Here is a 20905-nt window from a genome sequence, read left to right as displayed (position 1 = left end):
GGATCGAAGCGATATGGCACAGGCAGCGAGAATGTACGCTACGGGCAAACGGAAGACCGCGATCGCGCGCGTCTACGTGAAGCAGGGGAGCGGGCGCATAAGCGTCAACGGCCGCGAATTCGAGAATTACTTCCCGGTGCTGGCGCTTCGCGCCGTCGCCGTCCAGCCGCTCGTGCTCACCGGCAAGCGGCAGTCCGTCGACGTTGAAGTCAACGTCTGCGGCGGGGGGCCCGCGGCCCAGGCCGAGTCGGTGAAGTTCGGGCTGGCGAAGGCGCTTCAGGCGGACAACCCCGAGCTTCGCACTGCGCTCAAGCGCGCCGGGTTCCTGACCCGGGACTCCCGGATCAAGGAGCGGAAGAAATACGGCCGCCCGGGGGCAAGGAAACGGTTCCAGTTCTCCAAGCGGTAATTTGCGAGGGGGATACCCACCCCGCCGATCGGTTCCCGAAGGGGAAGGCCGCTACCGCCGCCTTCCCCTCTTTTTTTTTAAGGAGATCGATATGAAGAAAGTGGCGATATTCGGTGCGACGGGATACACGGGATTCGAGCTTATCCGGCTCCTGTCGTCCCATCCGCGCGTGAAGATCACGGCGCTCACCTCGGAGCAATACTCCGCGCTGCCTGCCGACCAGGCGTTCCCGCCGTTCCGCGGGCGTTTGGCGGATGCGGCATTCGGCAAGATGGAAGAGATGCTTTCGGCCCGCTTCGATGCCGCTTTCCTTGCCCTCCCCCACACGGTGTCGGCATCCGTAGCGGAAAAGATAGCTGCAAGGGGGATCCCCGTGGTGGACCTCTCCGCGGACTTCCGTTTCCGGAGCATCCCGTTGTACGAGTCGGTCTACGGGGTGACCCACAAAAGTCCCGGTTTGAGCGCCAAGGCGGTGTACGGACTTCCCGAGGTGCACCGGGAGGCGCTTCGGAAGACGAGGCTCGCCGCCGTTCCCGGCTGTTTTCCCACGGCCGTCATCCTTGCGCTTTACCCGCTCCTCGCCGCGGGACTGGTCGAACTTAAAGGGATCGTTGCCGACTGCAAGACGGGAGTGTCCGGGGGGGGCAGAAGCCCTTCTCCCGGATTCCATTACCCGGAAGTCGAAGGCGGAGTCCGGCCGTACGGCCTGCCGAAGCACCGGCATAACCCCGAAATGGACCAGGAGCTGTCCCTTGCGGCGGGCGAAAAGTTGTCGATCACTTTCGTTCCGCACCTGATCCCGATGATCCGGGGGATCCTCGCGACCTGCTACGCCGTCCTTCGCCCGAAAGTCACCGAGGAGGCCGTGGCGGAGGCCTACCGCGAGAAGTACGCGAAGGAGCCGTTCGTGCGGCTCTGCCCGGAGGGCGTTCTGCCGTCGACCAAGGACGTCGCGGGGAGCAACCTCTGCGACATCGCGTTCCGTGCCGACGCGAAATCGGGAAGGGTCGTCGCGGTATCCGTCATCGACAACCTGGTGAAAGGCGCTTCCGGAGCGGCGGTCCAGTGCTTCAACCTTATGATGGGGTTCCCCGAGGATGAAGGGCTCCGCGGAGCGCCTCTTTTCCCATGACCGCTCCCGCGAAAGGAGTAGCCGTCGTCATCCCTGCGCGGTACGCCTCCGTCCGGCTGCCGGGGAAACCCCTGGCGCAGTTAGACGGTCGCCCGATGATATGGTATGTTTGGGAAAAGGCAAGGAAATCGCGGCTTGCGACCCGGGTGGTGGTCGCAACCGACGACGACCGCATAGCCGTGGCGGTCCGCGGGTTCGGGGGGGAGGCGGTGATGACGTCGCCCGCCTGCGCCTCGGGAACGGACCGCGTGGCGGAGACGGCGCGGGGCCTCGACGAGGAGATCGTCGTCAACCTCCAGGGCGACGAGCCCATGATGCATCCTTCCGTCATCGACGCGGTGGCCGCTCCCCTGATCCGGGATCCTTCCGTTTCGATGTCCACGGCAGCGCTTCCCGGATCGGACCCTGAGGAGTTTCTCCGGCCTTCCGTGGTGAAGGTGGTCGTCGATGCGCGCGGCGACGCGCTTTATTTTTCCCGGGCCCCCATCCCGCATTACCGCGATGCCGGGACCGGGCGGTACCGGAAGCACCTGGGCATCTACGGGTACCGGAAGGATTTCCTGTTCGCCGTGGCCTCCCTTTCGCCGACCTCGCTGGAGGAAGCGGAGCGGCTGGAGCAGCTCCGGGTGCTTCAGAACGGGTATAAAATCCGCGTCGTCGACGTGGAGCACGATTCCGTGGGCGTGGACACCCCCGAAGACTTGATGGCCGTGGAGGAGATGCTATGCGGGCGGAACGTACGGTAAAGCCGAAGTTCATCTTCGTCACGGGCGGGGTCGTCTCCTCTCTCGGAAAAGGGCTCGCCGCGGCGTCCATCGGGGCGCTCCTCGAAGCCAGGGGCTTGAGGATAACGATGCTCAAGCTCGATCCCTACATTAACGTCGACCCCGGCACGATGAATCCCTTCCAGCACGGCGAGGTGTTCGTGACCGACGACGGGGCCGAGACCGATCTCGACCTCGGCCACTACGAACGGTTCGTCTCGTCGAAGATGGCGAAGAAGAACAACTGCACGACCGGAAAAATCTACCACTCTGTGATCTCGAAGGAGCGGCGCGGCGACTACCTCGGCGGGACGGTCCAGGTCATCCCCCACATCACCGACGAGATCAAGCGGGTCATCTTCGCGGCGGCGAAAGGATACGATCTCGTGATCGTGGAGGTGGGCGGCACGGTCGGCGACATCGAGAGCCTGCCGTTCCTCGAGGCTATCCGGCAGGTGCGGACCGACCGCGGAAAGGAGAACACCCTCTATGTTCACGTCACGCTCGTCCCGTACATAGGGACCGCGGGAGAGCTGAAAACCAAGCCCACGCAGCACAGCGTCAAGGAATTGCGCTCCATCGGCATCCAGCCCGACGTACTTCTGTGCCGCTGCGACCGGCCGCTGCCCAAGGAGATCAAGGCGAAGATCGCCCTCTTCTGCAACGTGACCGAGGACGCCGTCATCACGGCCCGGGACGTGGAGCACATCTACGAGCTGCCCCTGGTCTTCCACCAGGAAGGTCTCGACGACAAGATCATGGAGTGCCTGAACATCTGGGCCGCGGAGCCGAAGCTCGACGCGTGGGAAAAGACCGTAGACAAGTGGAAGAACCCGGTGGGCGAGGTCACGATCGCGATCGTGGGGAAGTACGTCAACCTGCGCGAATCGTACAAGAGCCTGAACGAGGCGCTCACCCACGGGGGGATCTCCCACGCGGTGCGCGTCCATCATCGCTTCGTGGACTCCGAGGAGATCGAGCGGCAGGGGGCGGAGGCGCTCCTCAAGGGCGCCGACGGCATCCTGGTTCCCGGGGGATTCGGATCGCGCGGCGTGGAAGGCAAGATAGCCGCCGTCAAGTACGCGCGCGAAAACGGCGTTCCGTATTTCGGCATCTGCCTGGGAATGCAGGTCGCCGTGGTGGAGTTCGCGAGGAACGTCTGCGGCCTCGCGGCGGCAACCAGCAGGGAGCTGGACACCAACAGCGAATGCGCCGTCATCGACCTCATGCCGGACCAGCGGGGGATAGTGGAGAAGGGGGCGACGATGCGGCTGGGCGCTTACCCTTGCCGCCTGTCGGACAAGTCGCTCGCGCGGAAGGCATACGGAACGGCCGAAGTCTCTGAGCGGCACCGGCACCGTTACGAGTTCAACAACGAGTTCAAGGAGACCTTGTCCTCCAGGGGGCTTCGGATCACGGGCATTTCGCCTGACGGCCGCCTCGTCGAGATCGTCGAGATAGACGAGGCGCACCCGTGGTTCCTCGGCTGCCAGTTCCACCCGGAATTCCAGTCCCGGCCCATGTCCCCCCATCCGCTGTTCCGGGATTTCATCGGAGCCTCATGGACCGCTTCCCGGAAGAAGAATCCCTCATGATCCGCCAGGTCGATATCGCAGGAAAATTCCGGATCGGCACGGGGAATCCCCCGGTCTTCATCGCCGGCCCGTGCGTCCTCGAATCGGAGGAGCTTGCGATGTCCGTCGCGGAGCATCTCGCCGGGATCGCGGCGCGCCTGAAGCTCCACCTTTTGTTCAAAGGCTCCTTCGACAAGGCGAACCGTTCCTCCGGCAAGTCGTACAGGGGGCCGGGCGAGGCGGAAGGCCTCCGAATCCTGGGAGAGGTCAAGCGAAGGTTCGGCCTTCCCGTCACCACGGACGTGCACGACCCGCAACAGGCCGGGTCCGCGGGAACGGTGGTCGACCTGATCCAGATCCCCGCGTTCCTGTGCCGGCAGACCGACCTGCTGGTCGCCGCGGGGAGGACCGGCCTCCCGGTGAACATCAAGAAGGGGCAGTTCATGGCTCCCTGGGACATGGCGAACGCCGTGGATAAGGTGGTCGCCACCGGGAATTCGTCGGTCCTCGTCACCGAGCGCGGGACGATGTTCGGATACAACAACCTCGTCGTCGACTTCCGGGGGATCCCGCAGATCCGCGAGGGGATATGCCCCGTGATCTTCGACGCCACGCACAGCGTTCAGCTTCCCGGCGGGGCAGGGCAGGTTTCGTCGGGGGAGCGCCGTTTCGTCGCCCCTCTCGCGAGAGCGGCGGTTGCAGCGGGCGTGGACGGCGTGTTTCTCGAGGTCCATCCGGCGCCGGAGCGCGCCCTCTCCGACGGTCCCAACAGCCTGCCGCTTTCCGAGGTGGAGCCGCTGCTGCGGGCCCTCCTTGCGATCCGCGGTGCGGCGGAGAAGCAGGACGCGGCGGCGGAAGGAGGACGGGCATGACCCGCAGCATGGTGGAACGCGCGGCCCGCGCTCTTTCGGTCGAGGCGGAAGGCATCCTCGGGCTCAAGGAACGGCTGGACGATAATTTCGAGCGCGCCGTCGAACTGCTGCTGAACGCTTCGGGGAAGGTCGTCGTGACGGGAATGGGAAAGTCCGGCCTCATCGGGCGGAAGATAGCGGCGACGCTCGCGTCGACGGGAACGCCCGCGTTCTTCCTTCATCCTGCGGAAGGGCTGCACGGGGACATCGGCATGGTGCTCGCCGGGGACGTCGTCATCGCGCTCTCCAAGTCCGGCGAGACGACGGAAGTGATCTCGCTTATCCCGGTGTTCAAACGCCTGGGACTTCCGATGATAGCGCTGACGGGAGAGAGGAATTCCACTCTTGCCCGCCACGCCGATGCGGTGATCGACGTCGGGGTGCCCGAGGAGGCTTGCCCGATGGGGCTTGCCCCGACGGCATCCACAACCGCTGCGCTGGCGATGGGAGATGCTCTCGCCGTCGTCCTTTTCGAGGAGAAGGGGTTTTCCGAGCGCGATTTCGCGATGCTGCACCCCGGGGGCGCCCTCGGCCGCAAGCTCCTGACGGTGGAGGACCTCATGCATGCCGGAGAGGAGATACCGCTGGTCTCACGGAACACGCCGTTGAAAGACGCGCTCTTCACGATCAGCTCCAAGCGGCTCGGCGTCACCGGCGTCCTCGACGGAGCCGGGGTGCTGGAGGGCGTCATCACGGACGGGGACGTCCGCAGGGCGATGGCCCGCGGAACAGACCTTTTCAGGACCCGCGCCGCGGAGGTCATGTCCACCGACCCGAAGCGCATATCGTCCACGGAGATCGCCGCCTCGGCCCTGCGGAAGATGGAGGAGCACTCGATCACAAGCCTGTTCGTGTTCGACGGAGCGGATGCGGCGAGGCTGGTGGGCATCGTCCACATCCACGATCTGCTTAAGGCGGGCGTGGGATGAGCGCTCCCGTGATCCGGTCCGGCGCCGCGCAAAAAGCGGCCGGGGTGCGCCTTTTCCTGGTCGACGTGGACGGCGTCCTTACCGACGGCGGAATCGTCTACGACGGCGACGGCACCGAGATAAAGAGGTTTCACGTTCGGGACGGACACGGGATCAAGATGCTCCAGCGTGCGGGGGTGGAAGTGGGGATCATCACCGGGAGGACCTCCCGGGTGGTTGAGGTCCGCGCGCGTGAGTTGGGAATTTCCATCGTGCGCCAGGGGGCGACCGACAAGGTGGAAACCTGGCGGGAAATAATGGCGGAGAAAGGGCTCTCCCCGCGCGAGACTTCCTACGTCGGGGACGACATCGTCGACGTCCCGCTGCTCCGGGAAGTGGGATTTTCGGCCTCGGTCGCCGACGCCGAGGAATATGTGCGCGATGCGGTCGATTACGTCTCCTCCAGGCAAGGCGGGCAGGGAGCCGTCCGCGAAATAATCGAGTTCCTGCTGAAATCCGGAGGGGCTTGGGAAAAGGCCGCTTCGAAGTACCTCGGAGGCGGGCGGTAGATGAGCCGTCGTCGCCTGATCTTCCTTGCCGGACTGCTTGCCGTCCTGGGCGGGGTTGCGTTCGCGGTTTTCTTCCCGTGGCGGCAGGCGGGGACTACGGACTCCGGAGCCTTCGCAGGCGCCGAATCTCCGGCGGGGCCGGAAATCGTCCTGCATGATGTGGAAATGCGGGAGATCCGGAGAGGGGAAGCGACTTACCGGCTGGTCTCCGAGCGGGCTACATATCGGGTGATCCCGGAAAAAGTATCGGCCTCAGGGGTGACCGTGGTGCTTCAGGGAAAGAGGGGCGAGGTGGTCGTTCGCGCCCCCGAAGCGCGGTGGGACATGCGGATGGGACAGATCGTCCTTCCCGCGGGAGGAACCGCCGAGGACCGTGCCGGATGGTCGGCCTTCGTGGATTCCGCGCGCATTTCCCTTGCGACCAGTGTTTTTTCCGCGCCGGGGGAAGCTAGGCTCTCGGGTCCCGGCCTGGCGGTCGCGGGGGACAACCTGGTCTGGAATTGGATGGAAGGAAAAATGGAACTCGAACGGCCGAAGACCCGTGTGCTGCCTGCACGGGCGCTCGGCGGTAAAGGGTGACGGATGCGGCACCGGTTTGCGCTGACGGTCCTTGCGGTCCTGCTGGCGGCCTCCGCCGCCATTGCGGAGGAGCGCCGGATCCCGGCTCCGAAGGACCTGGGAAACAGGCCCGTCGAGATCACCGCCGCGCGGCTCCAGGCGGACAGCGGCCGGAACATTGTAACTTTCGATGGGGACGTGATCGCGAAGCAGGAGGACCTTACCCTTTACTCCGACCGGCTTTTCGTCGAATACGCCGCGGCTTCCGGCGCCGTCGAGAAGATCGTGGCGGAGGGTAACGTGCGGATGATCCAGGCCGACAGGGAGGCGCGGGCCCCCCACGCCGTCTTCTACAACCTGGAGCAGCGCATAGTTCTTTCGGGGGGAGCTGACGTCACCCAGGCAGGTAACAGCCTTAAAGGCGAAACGGTAACCGTCTTTCTTCGCGAGAACCGTTCAGTCGTGTCGGGCGGGGAAGGCGGCCGCGTCCGGGCGGTCATCCAGCCGAAGGGGCAGCCCGACGGCAAGGGGAAGGGCGGCCGTTGAAGTCTCTCGCCGTAAGGGACCTTTCCAAGCGATATCGCCAGCGGGAAGTGGTCCGGGGCGTCTCGCTCGACATCGGACCGGGAGAGGTCGTCGGGCTTCTCGGTCCCAACGGCGCCGGGAAGACGACCGTTTTCTACATGATGGTGGGACTCGTGGCTCCGGAGAAGGGCGATGTCCTGCTGGACGGAAAGGAGGTAACCCGCCTTCCCATGCACCTGCGGGCGCGCATGGGGCTCGGTTACCTTCCGCAGGAGCCGTCGGTCTTCCGGAAGCTCACGGTCCGCGAGAACATCCTGGCGTTTCTCGAAGAGATTCCCATATCCGACGGAGAGCGGCAGGAGCGGCTCGAAAACCTCATGCGCAACCTGCGGATCTCGCACGTGGCCGGAACGAGGGGGCATTCGCTTTCCGGCGGAGAGCGGCGCAGGGTGGAAATCGCCCGTGCGCTGGTGATGTCGCCTTCATTCCTGCTCCTTGACGAGCCGTTCGCTGGAATCGACCCTATATCGGTCGCCGACCTCCAACAGATCATACTTGGCTTAAAAGAAACGGGGATCGGGGTTATAATAACGGATCATAACGTGCGCGACACCCTCAAGGTGTGCGACCGGGCGTACATCATCTCGGAGGGAGAAATCCTGCTATCGGGAAACCCGGAAGAAATAGCAGCGTCGGCGCGCGTTCGGGAAATCTATCTCGGAGATGGATTTACTCTCTGACGGCATGGGAGCGGAATGGCGCTGGAGCTGAGACAGTCACTGAAACTGAGCCAACAGCTGGTGATGACGCCACAGCTGCAGCAAGCCATCAAGCTCCTGCAACTTTCACGCCTCGAACTACAGCAGGCCATCCGGGAAGAGATCGAAAAGAACCCGGTTCTCGAAGAATCCCAGGAAGGGGGTTCCGAAGGAGGCGAGGCACAGGAGGAGCGTCCGGCTTCCGGCGATGCCGATGCGGCGCCCGAGGGAAGCACGGCGGCGGCCGGAGAGGATAACTCCGACCGCCCCGAAAAAGGGCTTATCGACAGGCTCGACTGGAACTATTACTTCGGGGAAGGGGCGCAGTCGGAGGGACGCGGCGAACGGGAGCGCGAGGACGAAGACGGCCGTCCCTATTACGAGAACCTGCTGTCCCGGAAACCGAATCTGGCCGAGCACCTCGAATGGCAGATGGGCCTGTCCGACGCGGACGAATCGCTCCGCCGAATTGCAGCCTATCTCATCGGTAACATCGACGAAAACGGATACCTGAAAGTGTCCGCCGAGGAGGCGGCCGAATCGCTCTCTGAGAACGCGGAGGCGGTGAACGGGGCAATCGCGAAGATCCAGACCCTGGATCCGCTGGGGGTAGGCGCACGGGACCTGAGGGAATGCCTGATTATCCAGGCACGGGAAAAAGGAGAGGATTTCACGCTTTCCCTGAAAATCCTTTCCGACCATTTCGACCTCTTTTCCAGGGGCGACCTGGCGGGGATCTCCCGGCGTCTGCGGATAACGAAAGAGGCGGTCAAGGAGGCGTACCAGAAGCTTACGACCCTCTCCCCGAAGCCTGGAAGAGAGTATTCCGGGGACGAAGTCCACTACATCACCCCCGACGTCCATATTTTCAAGGTCGACAACGAGTGGGTGATCACATTGAACGAGGACGGCCAACCCCGGCTGCGCTTGAGCTCCTATTACCGACGGCTCCTGCAGGAGGGGGATTCGCTGCCGAAGGAGGACCGGGAATTCCTGAAGCAGAAGATCAACTCGGCGCTCTGGTTCATAAAGAGCATCCAGCAGCGGCAGCGGACCATCTATAAGGTCGTGGAAAGCATCGTCAAGCTTCAGCGCGAGTTTCTCGAGCGCGGCCCGAAGGCACTTCGGCCGCTTACGTTACGGGACGTCGCCGAGGACATTTCGATGCACGAGTCCACGGTCTCGCGCGTGACGAGCGGGAAGTACGTCTACACCCCCCACGGCATTTTCGAGCTCAAGTATTTTTTCAACTCGGGGTTGAACCGCGACGGGGGGGAGGAGGACATCGCCTCCAAATCGGTGAAGGAGAAGATCCGCGAGATCATCTCCGCCGAGGGGGGGGAGAAACCGCTGTCCGACCAGGAGCTGATGCGCCTTCTCCGCAACCAGGGGATCCGGATCGCCCGCCGCACCGTCACGAAATACCGGGCGCAGCTGGGGATGCTCCCGTCGTCGAGGAGAAAGAAGCTGTTCTGAAAGGATCCGGATCCGCCGCAGAACACCGTTTCCGCAAAGGAGGTATTGGGAGTGAGCAACATAACCGTCACGTTCCGGCACGTCGATCCGAGCAAGCCCCTGAAGGATTACGTGATCGAGAAGCTCTCGAAAGTCCAGAAGGTGGTCGACAAGCCGTTCGATGCGCATGTCACCCTCTCGGTGGAGAAATACCGGCACATCGCCGAAGTGTTCACCACCGGCAAGGGGATAACGATCAAGGCGTTCGAGTCCACCGAAGACCTGTACTCCGCGATCGACCTCGTGTGCGACAAGGTCGAGCGGCAGCTCAAGAAATACCGTGAGCGGAGGAAGGAGAAGGCGACGGGGGCCTACCCTGCCCCGGTCGTCTCCGGTTCTTCGCTCACCATCCAGGAAAGCGCCGAGGGGCCGCGGATCGTCCGGTCCGACAATTTCCTCACCAAGCCGATGAGCGTCGAGGAGGCCGCCCACCACCTGGATCTCCTCCGGGTGGACGTGGTGATGTTCGTCAACCAGGAGACAAACCAGCCCAGCGTCGTTTTCCGGCAGCAGGACGGAAACATAGGGTTCACGGAGCCTTCCGCCCGATGAAGCTCCTGGATATCGTTTCCCCCGGAGGCATCCTCGACGACCTCCGGGCGGAGACGAAGGAGGGAGTGCTGCGGGAGATGTCCGAAACTATCGCGGCCGGCATCCCGTCGCTCTCCGCACAGAATCTGACTTCCATCCTCATGGAGCGGGAGAGCCTGGGAAGCACGGGGATAGGAGACGGCGTGGCGATCCCCCACGGCAAGGTCCCGGGGCTCGCCCGCCTCGCCGCCGTATTCGGCCGAAGCCGCTCGGGAGTAATGTTCCATTCAAGCGACGGCAAGCCGGCGCAGCTTTTCTTTTTGATCGTGGCCCCCGAACAGTCCGCAGGGATGCACCTGAAGGTCCTGGCCCGGGTTTCCCGCCTGCTGAAGGACGCCCGGTTCCGCAGGGAGCTTCTCGCTGCCGGGGACGCCGAAGATCTCCGCAGGATACTCAAGGAGGAGGACGACAAGTCCTGACCCGGGGGGAGTAGGTAAAGGAGGCGGGGGAAGTGCCCATCACGGTCGACAGGTTCCTCCAGGCGTGCGCCGCGCAGCTGGGCTTGAAGGTACTGGCCGGGGCCGCCGGTCTTGCGCGGGAGATCACCGACCAGCGGGTCCAGAAGGCGGGGCTCGCGATGACCGGGGAGGTGAAATCGATCCACCAGGGACGCATCCAGGTCATGGGGGAGACGGAGGTCACCTACTTCGAAGGGCAGCCGCAGGTGCGGCAGATCGCGATCTCCGACGCCTTCTTCTCGGGCCCCATGGCGTGCGCCGTTGCGGGCGGATCGCTGCCCGTGTCCCCCATCCTGCTCGCCGCAGCCGACAAGCACGGGGTCCCCGTCCTGTCGTCGCCGCTCCCCACAACGGAACTGATCGAGGAAATGCTCAAGGCCCTCGGGCGTATCTTCGCCGAGACCGCCACGGTCCACGGAGTCATGATGGACGTGCTCGGCCTGGGAGTTCTGCTCCAGGGGCCGAGCGGCATCGGCAAGAGCGAGTGCGCGCTCGATCTCATCCTGCGCGGGCACCGGATCGTCGCCGACGACATCATCCACCTCGAGAAGCGCGGCCCGAGCACGATCCTGGGGCGCGGCAGCGACCTGACCCGGCACCACATGGAGATCCGCGGCCTCGGAATCATAAGCCTCCGCGACCTGTTCGGGCTCTCGGCGATCACCGACCTCAAAAAAGTGGAGGTGGTCATCCGGATAGAGGAATGGGACCCCGGGAAGGAATACGACCGCCTCGGGCTTGAGGACCGAAGGACGCCGATACTGGGCGTTTCCCTTCCAACCCTTCTTATCCCGATCTCGCCGGGGAGGAACCTCGCGACGATCGTGGAGGTCGCGGTCCGGAACCACATACTGAAGACGCAGGGGGTCCACGCCGCGAGGGAACTGGTGGAGCGGCAGTCGCGCCGGACCGAGGAGGGGACTCCCCGGTGAAACCTGCGAAAAGCTCCAGGCACCGCACCCGCCTCGTCCTGCTGACGGGGCTTTCAGGCTCGGGGAAGAGCACCGCGGCGAAGGTGTTCGAGGACCTCGGCTATTTCTGCGTCGACAACACGCCTCCCGTTCTCCTTCCGAAAATCATCGACCTCGTCTCCGAGGCAAGAGGCGAAGGCGCGAAAATCGCGCTCGTGGCCGACGTCAGGGGAAAGGAGTTCCTCCCGGACTTCGCCCGTGTGATCGAAGATCTCCGGACGCGCGGACACGGCGTCCACGTGCTCTTCCTCGACGCCGACGACGAAGCGCTCCTGCGGCGGTACAGCGAGACCCGCAGGAAGCACCCGCTGGGAGGCCGGGGCGGAGCCAAGGAAGCGATAAAGCGCGAGAGGAAGGTCCTTGCCCCGCTGAGGGAAATGGCAGACACGGTGCTGAACACGGCGCAATTCACCGTCCACCAGCTTCGCGACACGCTGCTGGAGCGCTTTCGCGGCGGGGAAAAGGCCGGTCTGCGCGTCAGCGTCGTATCGTTCGGCTACCGGTACGGGATACCTTCGGAGGCCGACATGGTGCTGGACGTACGGTTCCTCCCGAACCCCAACTTCGTTCCTGCCCTGAAACCCTTGACGGGGCTCGACCGCAAGGTGCAGCGATACGTCGTCTCCGCTCCCACCACCAGGAAGTTCCTCGACCTGATGTCCACCGTATTGCATTTCCTCCTTCCGCTTTATACAAAGGAGGGAAAGGCTTATTTCACACTTGGGATCGGCTGCACCGGCGGGAGGCACCGCTCCGTGGCCGTCGCGGAAGCCCTGTCGAAGGCCCTCGACGGCGCGGTCGCGCCGGTCGTGGTCCACCGCGACCTACACCGGTCGACCGATCCGGGCAGGAGTGTCACATGATCGGAGTCGTCGTGGTCTCGCATGGGCGTCTGGCCACGGAGCTTTTGCGCGCCGCGGAGATCATCGTCGGCAAGGTCGAGAACTCGGTCGCGGTCGACATCGATCCGAAGCTGGGGATGGACGAGATCCACAAGGCTGTCGAGGGCGCGATCCGCACGGTGGAGTCGGGGAAGGGCGTGATCCTTCTCACGGACATGTTCGGCGGCACTCCGTCGAACATCGGCCTCTCCTTTCTCGGTACGCACCAGGTGGAAGTGGTGACGGGGGTCAACCTGCCGATGATGATCAAGCTTCCGATGGCCCGCGTGACGATGTCCCTCTCGGACCTTGCCAGGCACCTCCAGGGATACGGACAGCGCAACATCACCATCCCGGGGGACATGCTTAAAAAGCGGGCGGAGAAGAAGTAGCCCATGTCGCTTGCGCTGGTACGGGTCGATTGCCGCCTGGTACACGGGCAGGTCGTGGAAACCTGGGTCCCGCACACGGGGGCCGATTGCCTCCTGGTGGCCAACGATGAGCTCTCGTCGAACCCTTTCCTGCGCTCGGTCATGGAACTGGCCGTGCCATCCACGGTCTGCGTCGTCTTCTGCCGCCTTTCGGAGGCCGCCGGGACGCTCGACGAGATCGACCGGAAGGGAAGGAAGGCCATCCTTCTCTGCGCGACGTTCGCGGATGCGCTCCGGATCCACCGGGCGGGGGTCAATTTCTCCTCCATCAATATCGGCAACCTCCATTACGCCGCGGGGAAGGTGGAGATATCCCCGTCGGTGTTCTTCTCGCCGGAGGATTTCGACGCGGTCCACTGCTTCTGCCACGAAGGAATAGCGGTCGAGGTCCGGGCCACCCCCTTCGAGCCGGCAACCTCATACGAGCCTGAGAAAGATTAGATATGGCCTTTCGGTTCCTGCTCGCGGCGGCGCTCGGGGCGGTCGCGTATCTTGACCGCACGGCGGCGTTCCAGGTCATGCTGCACCGTCCGCTCGTGGTCGCCACCGCCATGGGGGCGGTGTTCGGGAACGTCTTCGCGGGCGCCCAGGCGGGAGCGGTCATGGAGCTCCTATACCTGGCCCGCCTGCCCGTGGGCGCATCGATCCCCCCGGACGATACGGGGGCCGCGATGTTCGCCGGGGCAGCGGCGGCCGCCGCTTCTTCGTCCGTCGGGCTCTCCGCGGGAAGCTTCGCCGCGGTGCTGTTGCTGTCGGTGCCCTGCGCGGAACTCGGAAAGGCCGCAGACCGGCTCGTGCGCCGCATCAACGGAAGGATCGCCACCCTGACCGCCGAGTCGGTGGAGAGAGGCGATACCCGGGCCGTCGACAACGGGCTCCTCGCGGGGGTCACGCTGTTCGCGCTTTCGGGGGCCATCCTGTCGCTTCTGTTCACCGGGGCGGGCGTCGCCGCCGGGAAACTGCTCCTCCCCCGATTCGGCCCCGCCGGCAAGGGGCTGTTCGCCGCGCTTCTGCCGATTCTTCCCCTACTGGGAGCCGCCTCCGTTTTCTCCTGCACCAGGACCGACCGGACTGCTCCCGTGTTCTACCTGACCATGGCGCTTGTGTTCGCGGCTACGTACATTTTCCGGTGGGTCGGCTGAGATGGAAGGGCGGCGCAATACGGCGATGAGGAGCGCATGGCTACGCCAGTTCCTGATCCAGGGTTGCTGGAACTACGAAGGGATGCAGAACGTCGGCTTCGCCTACAGCATGCTCCCGGTTTTGAGGGAGCTCTACGCGGACCGGCCGGAGGAGCTTGTGAAAGCTCTTAAGAGGCACATGGAGTACTTCAACACCCAGCCGGCCATGGGAGGTGTGATCCTCGGCGCCGCGATGCGGCTCGAGGAGCGTGCCGCTGCGGGGGAGGCGGACCCCAGGGAAATCGGCACGTTCAAGGTTGGGCTGATGGGATCGCTGGGCGCGATCGGCGACGCCTATTTCTGGGGGGCCTTGAGGCCAATGGCTTCCGTCGCGGGCGCGATCCTTGCGCTCGTCCACCCTTTCCTGGGGATCGCCGCGCTGCTGCTGTTGTATAACCTGTCGCACCTGTCCATCAGGTGGAAAGGGTTCATGGCCGGGAATTCCGGGGAAGCGGTCCAGTTCCTGAAAGGAGCCGGGTTCGCCGGGAAGACCGCGGACCGCAAGATCGCGGCGGCTATCCTCGGGGGGGCGTACGCGGGAGCTGCCGCCAGCAAGTCCGCCTTCATGTTCGGAAACGGGACGGCGCCCGCGTTTCTCATCGTCGCGGCGCTGACGGTGCACCTTATGACGGTGCTGTTCCGGAAAGCGGTTTCACCGTCGGAAATCCTCCTGTTCCTGCTGATGATCGGGGCGCTGCTTCTCTGGTACTGAGGAAGCCAAGGGAGAAAAGGGAAACCAATGGAAAACACGTCCCCGCAGGTCGAGCGGGAATTCGAGATAACGAACCGGCTGGGTCTGCACGCCCGGGCGGCGGCGCAGCTCGTCCATCTCGCGAACCGGTTCGCCTCGGAGATACGCATCCGGAAGAACGGCGTGGACGTGAACGCCAAGAGCATCATGGGAGTGCTCATGCTGGCGGCGCCCCGGGACTCCCGCGTAGTGATATGCGCGGAAGGTCCGGATGCGGAAGAGGCGGTGGTCGCGATCGGCGAGCTGATAGCCCGGAAATTCGGAGAGGAGTAGCGCGCCTTGACGGACGGCGGACGCCCGAAAATGAAGGTCCTGCGCGGCATCCCGGCCTCCGGCGGTGTCGCCATCGGGAAAGGATATTTCCTGAGCCGCGCGCTTCCCTCATCCGTCCAGTCGGCGGTCCCCCGGGAGAAGGTCGAAGACGAGGCGGCCGCATTCCTGAAGGCGGTGGCAAGGTCGAAGGAGCAGATCCATGGCATCCGCGAGGGGGTGAAGGACCACTCCTCCGAGCATTACCAGATCCTCTCCGTCCACCTGGCGCTCCTCGAAGACTCGATGCTCGTCGACCAGACCCTGCGCCTCATCCGCGAGAACCAGTACAAGGCCGACTGGGCGTTCAACAAGATCCTGCAGAACCTCCTCGAGACCTTCCATCGAATAGAGGACCAGTACCTCCGCGAGCGGGGACACGACCTGCGCCAGATCGGCCACCGGGTCCTGGAGAACCTGGCAGGGCGGCCCGTCGACTCCATATCTTCGATCCGCGAGCCCATGATCGTGATCGCCCACGACCTTTCCCCCGCGGACACGGCGCAGATCCTGCGGAGCCCGGTCCTGGGATTCGCCACCGACGTCGGGAGCAGGACGTCGCACACCGCGATAACCGCGCGCACGCTGGGAATTCCCGCCGTCGTGGGATTGGAGAAGATCACCGAGGAGTACATCGAGCCCGAGGATGTCATCCTCGACGGGGAAGAGGGGACCGTCATCCTCCGGGCGACGCCGGAAACGGTACGGGAATACCAGGAGAAAAGGAAAGCGTACCTGCTGCGTGTCCGTGAGCTGGCGCGGTTCGCCCGGCTGCCGACCGTCACGCGGGACGGCAAGACGCTGCGGCTCCACGCGAACATCGAGTTCCCGGAGGAGGCGGACTCCGCGCTGCGGAGCGGCGCGGAGGGGATCGGGCTCTACCGGACGGAGTTCCTGTTCCTTAACCGGAAGGACATCCCCTCCGAGGAGGAGCACTTCCACACGTACCGGCGGGTCGCGGAGAAATTCCCCAGGCACCCGGTCACCATCCGGACTCTCGACCTGGGAGGAGACAAGTTCGCCTCGCAGGTAGAGCTTGCCGACGAGATGAATCCGGCGATGGGCCTTCGCGCGATCCGGTTCTGCCTCCGGGAGAAGGAAATATTCAAGCAGCAGGTGCGCGCCATCCTTCGAGCGTCGTCCTACGGAAAGGTAAAGCTGATGTTCCCCATGATCTCGGGGCTGGGGGAGCTGCGCGCGGCGAAGGCGGTGGTCGAGGAGGCGAAATCGGAGCTAAGGAAGAAGAAGATCTCCTTCGACAAGGAGATGGCCGTCGGCATCATGGTGGAGATCCCATCCGCCGCGATGATCGCGGACCTGCTCGCGCGCGAGGTCGAATTCTTCAGCATCGGGACCAACGACCTTATCCAGTACGCCCTCGCCATCGACCGGGTGAACGAGCACGTCTCCTACCTTTACGAGCCCCTCCACCCGGCGGTACTGCGGTTGATCCGGCGGATCGTCGACGGAGGGCACGACGCCAGGATCCCCGTATCAATGTGCGGCGAGATGGCGGGGGAGCCGCTGTACAGCTACGTCCTGCTGGGGCTTGGGCTGGACGAGCTCAGCATGAACGCCATGGCCATCCCCCTTGTGAAGCGGATCCTGCGCAAATCGGTAGCCTACGAAGCCAAGGAGTTCGTGGGGGGGCTGCTGCAGCACGGCACCGCCGTCGAGATCGGAAAGATCCTGCGCAAGAAGCTCGAAGACATCTTCCCTGAAGAGAGGTTTTAACGTATAATTCGCAGGTTTAAGAATATTTCCCGACAGGAGCGGTATCAGATGGAGGAGTTCTTTTTCACTTCGGAGTCGGTGACCGGGGGACACCCCGACAAGGTTGCGGACCAGATTTCCGATGCGGTCCTGGACGAGATCATCCGGCAGGATCCGCGGGGGCGGGTCGCCTGCGAGACGATGGTCACCACCGGGCTGGTCATCGTGGCAGGCGAAATAACGACGAAGGCGCTGCTGGACATTCCGGGGATCGTGCGGAGCACGGTCACGGATATCGGATACACGGGGGATGCCAAGGGGTTCGACGCGCACAATTGCGCCGTCGTAACCGCGATCGACCGGCAGTCGGTCGACATCGCCCGCGGCGTCGACCGCGGTGCCAGCGAGAAGCAGGGGGCCGGCGACCAGGGAATGATGTTCGGGTTCGCGTGCGACGAGACGAAGGTGCTGATGCCGATGCCCATCTCGTTCGCGCACGCGGTCTGCGCCCGGCTCACCGAGGCGAGGGAGAAGAAGGTCCTGCGGTGGCTGCGGCCGGACGGCAAGAGCCAGGTGACCGTGCGCTACGTGGACGGGGTTCCGCGGGAGGTGACCGCGGTGGTCTGCTCGGCGCAGCATGCCGAGGACGTAAGCCGCAAGACGCTCACGGAAGGGATCGTCGACGAGGTTATCCGGAAGTCGGTCCCGAAGGAATTGCTGTCGAAGAAGGCGAAGTTCTACATAAATCCCACCGGCCGGTTCGTCGTGGGCGGCCCTCACGGCGACACGGGGCTTACGGGGCGCAAGATAATCGTCGACACCTACGGCGGGTACAGCCGCCACGGCGGAGGGGCCTTCTCGGGGAAAGACCCGTCCAAGGTGGACCGCAGCGCGGCGTACATGGCGCGGTACGTGGCGAAGAACGTCGTCGCGGCGGGCCTCGCGAAGAAGTGCGAGGTGGAGCTCGCCTACGCGATCGGAGTGGCGGAGCCGGTGTCGGTGATGGTGGAAACCTTCGGCACCGCCCGGATCCCGGAAGAGAGGATATCGAAAGCCATCAGGGAGACCTTCGACCTGCGGCCCGCCATGATCGGGAAGGCCTTGAATCTGCTTCGGCCTATTTATCGGAAGACCGCGGCGCTCGGCCACTTCGGGCGGGAGCTCCCTGAATTCACATGGGAAAAGACCGACAGGGTGAGCGCGCTCCGGAAGAACGCACGATAGGAAGCACACCAGGGACAAAGGAGACGGGCGCGATGAGCCGCGTAAACGGATACGACGTGAAGGACCTCCGGCTTGCGGAAGCCGGGCGGAACCGCATCGAATGGGCGAAAAAGGACATGCCGGTCCTGCGCCACATCGGAGCGCGGTTCGCGAAGGAGAAGCCGCTCAAGGGCCTGCGCATCGCGGCATGCCTGCACGTGACCACAGAAACGGCGGCCCTTGTGCAGGTGCTTTCCGCGGGGGGCGCGAAGGTGTCCCTGTGCGCTTCCAACCCGCTTTCGACCCAGGACGACGTCGCAGCGTCGCTTGTGCGGCACGACGGCGTTTCGGCGTTCTCAATCAAGGGAGAGAATCGGACAACGTATTACTCCCACATACTTAAAGCCCTCGCCATCGGCCCTCACATGACGATGGACGACGGCGCCGACCTCGTATCCGTGGTCCACACGAAGAAGAAGGAATATCTCGAAGGGATGATCGGCGGCACCGAGGAGACGACCACCGGCGTCATCAGGCTTACGGCCATGGGAGAGAAAGGGGTCCTGCGCTACCCGATCATAGCCGTTAACGAAGCGCGCACGAAGCATTTCTTCGACAACCGGTACGGAACGGGGCAGTCCACGCTCGACGGCATCCTGCGGGCGACGAACCGGCTGATCGCCGGGTCGTGCTTCGTCGTGGCGGGCTACGGCTGGTGCGGCCGCGGCCTCGCGATGCGCGCCAAGGGAATGGGAGCACGCGTCCTCGTGACGGAGATCGACCCGCTGCCGGCGCTCGAGGCGCTGATGGACGGGTTCGAAGTGGTCTCCATGGCCGCGGCGGCGAAGGAAGGCGACATCTTCTGCACGCTTACCGGGAACCTGAACGTCATCCGCCGCGAGCACTTCGAGAAGATGAAGGACGGCGCGATAGTCTGCAACTCGGGGCACTTCAATGTCGAAATAGACATTCCCGCCCTGGCGAAGATCGCAAGGTCGGTGCGCACCGTGCGGCCGTTCGTCGAGGAGTACCTCCTTCGCGACGGGCGGGCTATTCACGTCCTGGCCGAGGGGCGGCTCATCAATTTGGCCGCCGCCGAAGGGCACCCTTCGAACGTAATGGACATGAGCTTCGCCAACCAGGCGCTGTCTGCGGAATACCTCGCGCGGCACGGGAAGACGCTGGAAAAGAAAGTCCACATAGTGCCCGAGGCGATCGACCGGGAAATCGCCCGGCTGAAGCTCGCAGCCACCGGAGTGCGGATCGACCGGCTCACCCCGGAGCAAAAGCACTACCTCGCCTCCTGGGAGATGGGAACGTAGCGAAAAATTGCGTTGACAGGGGTCCTACGTTCCCATGGGACCTAAGCGCACAAAATGGCCGGGTCCCCAGGCGGTCGGTGTCGCCTGCGGCTCTGCGAGGTGGACCCCCTACGGCGTAAAGCAACATCCGGGCGCGCAAATCCGGGTGAGGGGCACCCCGTCTCGGCGGATCGCACGCCGCATCAGGAAGGTGCTGCGTACGAACATCATTGCATGTATCTGTCAGGAATCCTTCGTAAATGGAGTGGATTTTCCGTGGTCCGTTCTTCACTCCGCGGGCATCTAATACGATGCCGGGAGATATAAGGAAATCCCCTCCTTGAAAAGAACGGGGGCCTCACAGCCCTCGTCCGCTCTCCCGGTATATTTTTGTCCGCGACAGGATTGTCGTGTTCAGGAAGGTTTGCGCCGGAAGAGAAGCAGTCCGGCCGATGCGAAGAGCAGGTCCGGTAGCCAGGCCGCGGCCATAGGGGGCATGAGCCCTTTCCGCCCCAGGGACAGCGAAGCCGAAAGCGCCATCCAGCAGAAAAATCCGATAAGCAGACCCGCCCCGATGCTCCTCCACGCCCCTCCGGCCCGCGGCGCTCGCAGGGCGACGGGAATCGCGAGGAGACCGACGATGACGTTCAGCAGCGGGTACGCAAGCTTCGCATGCAGGTCGACCTCGTAGCGCTTTATCTCGTATCCCCTGGCCTTCGATTCCCGGACATAACCCGACAGTTGCTTGTAAGTCATCTCGCCGGGTGCGGTCTCCCCGTCCAGGAATCCCTGGATCGTCTCCGGAAACGCGAATTCCTTTTCGCGGAACGGCACGGGTTTCAGGTCCGCATCGAAACCGCGCTCCCTGCCTTCCCGGAGTCTCCACGCTCCGCCGGGGAGGATGACCGCCTCCTCCGCGTCGATCCGCCGGACCGGGCGGAAGTCCCGGTCGATCTCGATGTACTGGAACCCGTTAAGAGCGCGGTTAGCCGAGTCGATCACCTGCGCCGAAAGGAATGCATTCTCTCCGCGGATCCAGTAGCGGTTCATCGAAAACTGCGCGGCCACCTTGCCGGGGCGGATCCGCAGCCGTGCGATCTCCCGTGCCTTCCGGTTGGCATGCGGCATCAGGATTTCCGATGTCCCAAGAGAAAGCGCCGAAACGAGTGCGCACCCTATCGCAAGGGGGGCGAAAGCGCGCAGCGGGCTGACCCCTACGGAGAACATGGCGGTGAACTCGTTGGCCCGCGCCCTCAAGGATACGGTGATAAGGACGCCCACGAGAACGGCGACCGGGGAGATCATGAAGAAGGTTTGCGGAATGCGGTAGAGGTAATAGCGGAAGATCTCCGCAGTCGTGGCCTGGTGCTTGAGAAGCTCGTTGGCGGCCTCGACGAAGTCGATCGCGATGAACAGCGCCAGGAACCCGATAATGCAGACCGCCGTCATCCTCATGAATTCCCGGAAGATATATCGCGAGATGATGGTCATG

At 64.0% G+C, this 20905-nt stretch carries 24 protein-coding genes; 23 read left to right on the top strand and 1 reads right to left on the bottom strand.

The features are described 5' to 3' along the window. The first annotated feature begins 13 nt into the window (after positions 1–13). The 23 genes from rpsI (at position 14) to HY896_11945 (ending at position 19434) form a co-directional block, all read left to right on the top strand. Positions 14–409: a 30S ribosomal protein S9 gene (gene rpsI, locus HY896_12055; GenBank protein ID MBI5577081.1), complete on the top strand. Its 396-nt coding sequence runs from the start codon at positions 14–16 to the stop codon at positions 407–409. A 91-nt stretch (positions 410–500) separates the two neighbouring features. Further along, entirely contained in the window at positions 501–1541 is a 1041-nt protein-coding gene (locus HY896_12050) for an N-acetyl-gamma-glutamyl-phosphate reductase (GenBank protein MBI5577080.1), read from the top strand. Beyond that, complete coding sequence (gene kdsB, locus HY896_12045; GenBank protein MBI5577079.1) at positions 1538–2287, top strand: 3-deoxy-manno-octulosonate cytidylyltransferase; 750 nt, start codon at positions 1538–1540, stop codon at positions 2285–2287. The genes HY896_12050 and kdsB overlap by 4 nt, the downstream gene beginning before the upstream one ends. Beyond that, positions 2266–3900, top strand: coding sequence for a CTP synthase (locus tag HY896_12040; protein MBI5577078.1), 1635 nt, complete (start codon positions 2266–2268; stop codon positions 3898–3900). The genes kdsB and HY896_12040 overlap by 22 nt, the downstream gene beginning before the upstream one ends. Next, on the top strand, positions 3897–4751 hold the full coding sequence (kdsA, locus tag HY896_12035; protein MBI5577077.1) for a 3-deoxy-8-phosphooctulonate synthase: 855 nt from the start codon (positions 3897–3899) through the stop codon (positions 4749–4751). Before HY896_12040 ends, kdsA begins: the two co-directional genes overlap by 4 nt. An 8-nt stretch (positions 4752–4759) precedes the next feature. Further along, positions 4760–5719 (top strand): KpsF/GutQ family sugar-phosphate isomerase, encoded by a 960-nt coding sequence (locus tag HY896_12030; protein MBI5577076.1) that lies wholly within the window; start codon positions 4760–4762, stop codon positions 5717–5719. Beyond that, entirely contained in the window at positions 5716–6267 is a 552-nt protein-coding gene (locus tag HY896_12025) for an HAD-IIIA family hydrolase (protein ID MBI5577075.1), read from the top strand. The genes HY896_12030 and HY896_12025 overlap by 4 nt, the downstream gene beginning before the upstream one ends. After that, positions 6268–6846, top strand: a complete 579-nt coding sequence (locus HY896_12020) for a hypothetical protein (protein MBI5577074.1) — start codon at positions 6268–6270, stop codon at positions 6844–6846. It begins immediately after the preceding gene. A 3-nt stretch (positions 6847–6849) separates the two neighbouring features. Then, positions 6850–7371 (top strand): lipopolysaccharide transport periplasmic protein LptA, encoded by a 522-nt coding sequence (gene lptA, locus HY896_12015; protein ID MBI5577073.1) that lies wholly within the window; start codon positions 6850–6852, stop codon positions 7369–7371. Continuing rightward, entirely contained in the window at positions 7368–8090 is a 723-nt protein-coding gene (gene lptB / locus HY896_12010; GenBank protein ID MBI5577072.1) for an LPS export ABC transporter ATP-binding protein, read from the top strand. The genes lptA and lptB overlap by 4 nt, the downstream gene beginning before the upstream one ends. Positions 8091–8105: 15 nt before the next feature. Beyond that, the gene (gene rpoN / locus HY896_12005) at positions 8106–9584 is read left to right on the top strand and encodes an RNA polymerase factor sigma-54 (protein ID MBI5577071.1); all 1479 of its coding nucleotides are present in this window, start codon (positions 8106–8108) and stop codon (positions 9582–9584) included. Positions 9585–9644: 60 nt separating this feature from the next. Continuing rightward, positions 9645–10175 (top strand): ribosome-associated translation inhibitor RaiA, encoded by a 531-nt coding sequence (gene raiA, locus HY896_12000; protein ID MBI5577070.1) that lies wholly within the window; start codon positions 9645–9647, stop codon positions 10173–10175. Beyond that, entirely contained in the window at positions 10172–10633 is a 462-nt protein-coding gene (locus HY896_11995) for a PTS sugar transporter subunit IIA (GenBank protein MBI5577069.1), read from the top strand. The genes raiA and HY896_11995 overlap by 4 nt, the downstream gene beginning before the upstream one ends. 32 nt (positions 10634–10665) lie before the next feature. Then, positions 10666–11604 carry an HPr(Ser) kinase/phosphatase gene (gene hprK / locus HY896_11990; protein ID MBI5577068.1) on the top strand — a complete coding sequence of 313 codons (939 nt, stop codon included), beginning with the start codon at positions 10666–10668 and terminating at the stop codon, positions 11602–11604. Next, positions 11601–12506 (top strand): RNase adapter RapZ, encoded by a 906-nt coding sequence (gene rapZ / locus HY896_11985; protein ID MBI5577067.1) that lies wholly within the window; start codon positions 11601–11603, stop codon positions 12504–12506. The genes hprK and rapZ overlap by 4 nt, the downstream gene beginning before the upstream one ends. Continuing rightward, entirely contained in the window at positions 12503–12916 is a 414-nt protein-coding gene (locus HY896_11980; protein MBI5577066.1) for a PTS sugar transporter subunit IIA, read from the top strand. Before rapZ ends, HY896_11980 begins: the two co-directional genes overlap by 4 nt. A gap of 3 nt (positions 12917–12919) precedes the next feature. Then, entirely contained in the window at positions 12920–13396 is a 477-nt protein-coding gene (locus HY896_11975) for a PTS sugar transporter subunit IIB (GenBank protein ID MBI5577065.1), read from the top strand. Positions 13397–13398: 2 nt separating this feature from the next. After that, entirely contained in the window at positions 13399–14097 is a 699-nt protein-coding gene (locus HY896_11970) for a PTS sugar transporter subunit IIC (protein ID MBI5577064.1), read from the top strand. A gap of 25 nt (positions 14098–14122) precedes the next feature. Next, positions 14123–14848, top strand: coding sequence for a PTS system mannose/fructose/sorbose family transporter subunit IID (locus HY896_11965; protein ID MBI5577063.1), 726 nt, complete (start codon positions 14123–14125; stop codon positions 14846–14848). 27 nt (positions 14849–14875) lie between these two features. Beyond that, complete coding sequence (locus HY896_11960; protein MBI5577062.1) at positions 14876–15160, top strand: HPr family phosphocarrier protein; 285 nt, start codon at positions 14876–14878, stop codon at positions 15158–15160. Between the two features lie 6 nt (positions 15161–15166). Continuing rightward, complete coding sequence (ptsP, locus tag HY896_11955) at positions 15167–16930, top strand: phosphoenolpyruvate--protein phosphotransferase (GenBank protein MBI5577061.1); 1764 nt, start codon at positions 15167–15169, stop codon at positions 16928–16930. A gap of 48 nt (positions 16931–16978) precedes the next feature. Then, positions 16979–18133, top strand: a complete 1155-nt coding sequence (locus tag HY896_11950; protein MBI5577060.1) for a methionine adenosyltransferase — start codon at positions 16979–16981, stop codon at positions 18131–18133. Positions 18134–18165: 32 nt separating this feature from the next. Further along, positions 18166–19434, top strand: coding sequence for an adenosylhomocysteinase (locus HY896_11945; protein ID MBI5577059.1), 1269 nt, complete (start codon positions 18166–18168; stop codon positions 19432–19434). Between the two features lie 393 nt (positions 19435–19827). Here the strand turns inward: HY896_11945 and lptG are convergent, their stop codons facing one another. Then, on the bottom strand, positions 19828–20904 hold the full coding sequence (gene lptG, locus HY896_11940; GenBank protein MBI5577058.1) for an LPS export ABC transporter permease LptG: 1077 nt from the start codon (positions 20902–20904) through the stop codon (positions 19828–19830). Position 20905: the final 1 nt, after the last annotated feature.

It is taken from the genome of Deltaproteobacteria bacterium (genome assembly GCA_016218975.1).
In the GTDB taxonomy this organism is placed as follows: Bacteria; Desulfobacterota; Deferrimicrobia; order Deferrimicrobiales; family Deferrimicrobiaceae; genus JAENIX01.
Note: the sequence above shows the minus strand (reverse complement) of the source record. Positions and strands in the feature narration are given on the sequence as shown.